Raw genomic sequence first — 5546 nt, 5'->3', positions numbered from 1 at the left:
AGTCTTCATAATCTCGTTTCTCTGCTGCTGATGCAGCGACGCAGGCGGTGCTGGAGGGAAGTGACTCTGGTGGCGGTGCGAACGATCTTTAAAAACTTACAGCCGATAAGTGTGGGCGCTTGATGGCGGCGTGCCCCGGTGACGTTATGTTGCCGGGCAAGCAAAGGTATCAAGAGTCTCACACGGTAAGGAATAGGAAGTGAAGCAATTCACGACCTGTCAGTACCGAGTTGAGCGACCTGTCCGGAGACGGACAGAGACAGTAACAGGTTTGAACTGAAGAGTTTGATCCTGGCTCAGATTGAACGCTGGCGGCATGCCTTACACATGCAAGTCGGACGGCAGCGCGGGCTTCGGCCTGGCGGCGAGTGGCGAACGGGTGAGTAATACATCGGAACGTATCCTGGAGTGGGGGATAGCCCGGCGAAAGCCGGATTAATACCGCATACGCTCTGAGGAGGAAAGCGGGGGACCTTCGGGCCTCGCGCTCAAGGGGCGGCCGATGGCGGATTAGGTAGTTGGTGGGGTAAAGGCCTACCAAGCCGACGATCCGTAGCTGGTCTGAGAGGACGACCAGCCACACTGGGACTGAGACACGGCCCAGACTCCTACGGGAGGCAGCAGTGGGGAATTTTGGACAATGGGGGCAACCCTGATCCAGCAATGCCGCGTGTGTGAAGAAGGCCTTCGGGTTGTAAAGCACTTTTGTCCGGAAAGAAATCATCGGGGCCAATACCCCTGGTGGATGACGGTACCGGAAGAATAAGCACCGGCTAACTACGTGCCAGCAGCCGCGGTAATACGTAGGGTGCGAGCGTTAATCGGAATTACTGGGCGTAAAGCGTGCGCAGGCGGTGCTGTAAGACCGATGTGAAATCCCCGGGCTTAACCTGGGAACTGCATTGGTGACTGCAGCGCTGGAGTATGGCAGAGGGGGGTGGAATTCCACGTGTAGCAGTGAAATGCGTAGAGATGTGGAGGAACACCGATGGCGAAGGCAGCCCCCTGGGCCAATACTGACGCTCATGCACGAAAGCGTGGGGAGCAAACAGGATTAGATACCCTGGTAGTCCACGCCCTAAACGATGTCAACTGGTTGTTGGGGATTCATTTCCTTAGTAACGTAGCTAACGCGTGAAGTTGACCGCCTGGGGAGTACGGTCGCAAGATTAAAACTCAAAGGAATTGACGGGGACCCGCACAAGCGGTGGATGATGTGGATTAATTCGATGCAACGCGAAAAACCTTACCTACCCTTGACATGTACGGAACCCTGCCGAGAGGTGGGGGTGCCCGAAAGGGAGCCGTAACACAGGTGCTGCATGGCTGTCGTCAGCTCGTGTCGTGAGATGTTGGGTTAAGTCCCGCAACGAGCGCAACCCTTGTCCCCAGTTGCTACGCAAGAGCACTCCGGGGAGACTGCCGGTGACAAACCGGAGGAAGGTGGGGATGACGTCAAGTCCTCATGGCCCTTATGGGTAGGGCTTCACACGTCATACAATGGTCGGAACAGAGGGTTGCGAAGCCGCGAGGTGGAGCCAATCCCAGAAAACCGATCGTAGTCCGGATTGCAGTCTGCAACTCGACTGCATGAAGCTGGAATCGCTAGTAATCGCGGATCAGCATGCCGCGGTGAATACGTTCCCGGGTCTTGTACACACCGCCCGTCACACCATGGGAGTGGGTTTTGCCAGAAGTGGCTAGTCTAACCGCAAGGAGGACGGTCACCACGGCAGGATTCATGACTGGGGTGAAGTCGTAACAAGGTAGCCGTATCGGAAGGTGCGGCTGGATCACCTCCTTTCCAGAGCAGCGCGTCCAAAGTCAGAGCGCTCACACTTGTCGGCTGTATGAATGACAGACTCAGGGGTCTGTAGCTCAGTCGGTTAGAGCACCGTCTTGATAAGGCGGGGGTCGTTGGTTCGAATCCAACCAGACCCACCAACTTTGTCTGTGACGGGCAGTCCCCTGCAGGAGTCGGTGAGGGGGGCATAGCTCAGCTGGGAGAGCACCTGCTTTGCAAGCAGGGGGTCGTCGGTTCGATCCCGTCTGCCTCCACCAGTCCCCAGCGCGCAGTGTCGGTGAGACACGGGTACTGCGCCCTGGCGACTGCCAGCCAGACGGCATGAGGTTGATGTCGCTGTCGTTCTTTAACAATCAGGAAGCAGCAGTAATTTGACTGATGCGAAAGCGCCTTGTGAGATGGGCGTGAGTAGGTCAGTCAGGGTTGTGATTGTATCGAAAGTATCTCAGGGCCATCGAAGGATGGCATTGGAATACGGCACAACGCTAAAACTCAACCTGTAGCGGTCGAGGTCTGTTCCCTGTGTGGGAAGAGACACACCCGTTATAGGGTCAAGCGAACAAGTGCATGTGGTGGATGCCTTGGCGATCACAGGCGATGAAGGACGCGGTAGCCTGCGAAAAGCTCCGGGGAGCTGGCAAACAAGCTTTGATCCGGAGATGTCCGAATGGGGAAACCCACTCCTTCTGGAGTATCCGTGGCTGAATACATAGGCCATGTGAAGCGAACGCGGCGAACTGAAACATCTAAGTAGCCGCAGGAAAAGAAATCAACCGAGATTCCCAGAGTAGTGGCGAGCGAAATGGGAGCAGCCTGTACTCTTTATCTGAACTGTTAGCCAAACGCTCTGGAAAGTGCGGCCATAGCGGGTGATAGCCCCGTAGGCGAAAACAGGTTGGAAGAACTGGGTGTACGACAAGTAGGGCGGGACACGTGAAATCCTGTCTGAAGATGGGGGGACCATCCTCCAAGGCTAAATACTCGTGATCGACCGATAGTGAACCAGTACCGTGAGGGAAAGGCGAAAAGAACCCCGGGAGGGGAGTGAAACAGATCCTGAAACCGCATGCATACAAACAGTCGGAGCCTCGAAAGGGGTGACGGCGTACCTTTTGTATAATGGGTCAGCGACTTACATTCAGTGGCGAGCTTAACCGTATAGGGCAGGCGTAGCGAAAGCGAGTCCGAACAGGGCGTCCAGTCGCTGGGTGTAGACCCGAAACCAGGTGATCTATCCATGGCCAGGCTGAAGGTGCGGTAACACGTACTGGAGGGCCGAACCCACTGACGTTGAAAAGTCAGGGGATGAGCTGTGGATAGGGGTGAAAGGCTAAACAAACCTGGAAATAGCTGGTTCTCTCCGAAAACTATTTAGGTAGTGCCTCGTGTATCACCTTCGGGGGTAGAGCACTGTCATGGTTGAGGGGTCCATTGCGGATTACCTCGCCATAGCAAACTCCGAATACCGAAGAGTGCAATCACGGGAGACAGACATCGGGTGCTAACGTCCGGTGTCAAGAGGGAAACAACCCAGACCGCCAGCTAAGGTCCCCAAACATGGCTAAGTGGGAAACGAAGTGGGAAGGCTAAAACAGTCAGGAGGTTGGCTTAGAAGCAGCCACCCTTTAAAGAAAGCGTAATAGCTCACTGATCGAGTCGTCCTGCGCGGAAGATGTAACGGGGCTAAGCCATGTACCGAAGCTGCGGATGCGAGCTTGCTCGCATGGTAGGAGAGCGTTCCGTAAGCCTGCGAAGGTGCACCGGAAGGTGTGCTGGAGGTATCGGAAGTGCGAATGCTGACATGAGTAGCGATAAAGGGGGTGAAAGGCCCCCTCGCCGTAAGCCCAAGGTTTCCTACGCAACGTTCATCGGCGTAGGGTGAGTCGGCCCCTAAGGCGAGGCAGAAATGCGTAGCTGATGGGAAGCAGGTCAAGATTCCTGCACCGGCGTGAAATGCGATGGGGGGACGGATCGCGGAAGGTTGTCCGGGTGTTGGAAGTCCCGGTCGCTGCATTGGAGAAGGTGCCCTGGCAAATCCGGGCACGCAATTCAAGGGTGTGGCGCGAGCTTCTTCGGAAGCGAAGCAACTGGAAGGGGTTCCAGGAAAAGCCTCTAAGCTTCAGTTTCACGTTGACCGTACCGCAAACCGACACAGGTGGGCGAGATGAGTATTCTAAGGCGCTTGAGAGAACTCGGGAGAAGGAACTCGGCAAACTGGTACCGTAACTTCGGGATAAGGTACGCCCTGGTAGCTTGACCGGCCTGCGCCGGAAGGGTGAAGGGGTTGCAATAAACTGGTGGCTGCGACTGTTTAATAAAAACACAGCACTCTGCAAACACGAAAGTGGACGTATAGGGTGTGACGCCTGCCCGGTGCCGGAAGATTAAATGATGGGGTGCAAGCTCTTGATTGAAGTCCCGGTAAACGGCGGCCGTAACTATAACGGTCCTAAGGTAGCGAAATTCCTTGTCGGGTAAGTTCCGACCTGCACGAATGGCGTAACGATGGCCACACTGTCTCCTCCCGAGACTCAGCGAAGTTGAAGTGTTTGTGATGATGCAATCTACCCGCGGCTAGACGGAAAGACCCCATGAACCTTTACTGCAGCTTTGCATTGGACTTTGAACCGGTCTGTGTAGGATAGGTGGGAGGCTGTGAAGCGTGGACGCCAGTCTGCGTGGAGCCAACCTTGAAATACCACCCTGGCTTGTTTGAGGTTCTAACCCAGGTCCGTGAATCCGGATCGGGGACAGTGCATGGCAGGCAGTTTGACTGGGGCGGTCTCCTCCCAAAGCGTAACGGAGGAGTACGAAGGTACGCTAGGTACGGTCGGAAATCGTGCTGATAGTGCAATGGCATAAGCGTGCTTGACTGCGAGACCGACAAGTCGAGCAGGTGCGAAAGCAGGTCATAGTGATCCGGTGGTTCTGTATGGAAGGGCCATCGCTCAACGGATAAAAGGTACTCTGGGGATAACAGGCTGATACCGCCCAAGAGTTCATATCGACGGCGGTGTTTGGCACCTCGATGTCGGCTCATCTCATCCTGGGGCTGTAGCCGGTCCCAAGGGTATGGCTGTTCGCCATTTAAAGAGGTACGTGAGCTGGGTTTAAAACGTCGTGAGACAGTTTGGTCCCTATCTGCCGTGGGCGCTGGAAGTTTGAGGGGGCCTGCTCCTAGTACGAGAGGACCGGAGTGGACGAACCTCTGGTGTACCGGTTGTCACGCCAGTGGCATCGCCGGGTAGCTATGTTCGGAAGAGATAACCGCTGAAAGCATCTAAGCGGGAAACTCGCCTCAAGATGAGACTTCCCCGGGGCTTCGAGCCCCTTGAAGGGTCGTTCAAGACCAGGACGTTGATAGGCCGGGTGTGGAAGCGCAGTAATGCGTTAAGCTAACCGGTACTAATTGCCCGTAAGGCTTGATCCTATAACCGGTGTGTTTCAGCACACCGCTACAGTTGCGCGTTGTGCCCAGTCACAACCCCACAGTTACATACGCTGCTTCCCGATTGGCTGCGCCGCAGCCGGGCCTCATACCGGCCCCGCCCACGCGACGCAGCAACCCGTCATGCCTGATGACCATAGCGAGTCGGTCCCACCCCTTCCCATCCCGAACAGGACCGTGAAACGACTCCACGCCGATGATAGTGCGGATTGCCCGTGTGAAAGTAGGTAATCGTCAGGCTCCTTACCCCGCAAAGACCCCGCCACCCATATGGCGGGGTCTTCTGCTTTGGGC

Annotated in this window: 2 tRNA genes and 3 rRNA genes; all 5 read left to right on the top strand. The window is 55.9% G+C overall.

The features are described from left to right. Window positions 1-273 precede the first annotated feature (273 nt). Window positions 274-1804, top strand: a 16S ribosomal RNA gene (locus tag PXJ20_RS32565). A 63-nt stretch (window positions 1805-1867) separates the two neighbouring features. Beyond that, a tRNA-Ile gene (locus tag PXJ20_RS32560) sits at window positions 1868-1944 on the top strand. A 41-nt stretch (window positions 1945-1985) separates the two neighbouring features. Next, window positions 1986-2061, top strand: a tRNA-Ala gene (locus tag PXJ20_RS32555). A gap of 292 nt (window positions 2062-2353) precedes the next feature. Beyond that, a 23S ribosomal RNA gene (locus tag PXJ20_RS32550) occupies window positions 2354-5234 on the top strand. Between the two features lie 144 nt (window positions 5235-5378). Beyond that, window positions 5379-5492 (top strand): 5S ribosomal RNA (gene rrf / locus PXJ20_RS32545). The 16S, 23S and 5S rRNA genes sit together here with 2 tRNA genes alongside, the layout of an rRNA operon. Window positions 5493-5546 lie beyond the last annotated feature (54 nt).

Origin of the sequence: Paraburkholderia sp. A1RI_3L, from assembly GCF_048957895.1 — a bacterium.
Lineage (GTDB): Bacteria > Pseudomonadota > Gammaproteobacteria > Burkholderiales > Burkholderiaceae > Paraburkholderia > Paraburkholderia kururiensis.
Note: the sequence above shows the minus strand (reverse complement) of the source record. Positions and strands in the feature narration are given on the sequence as shown.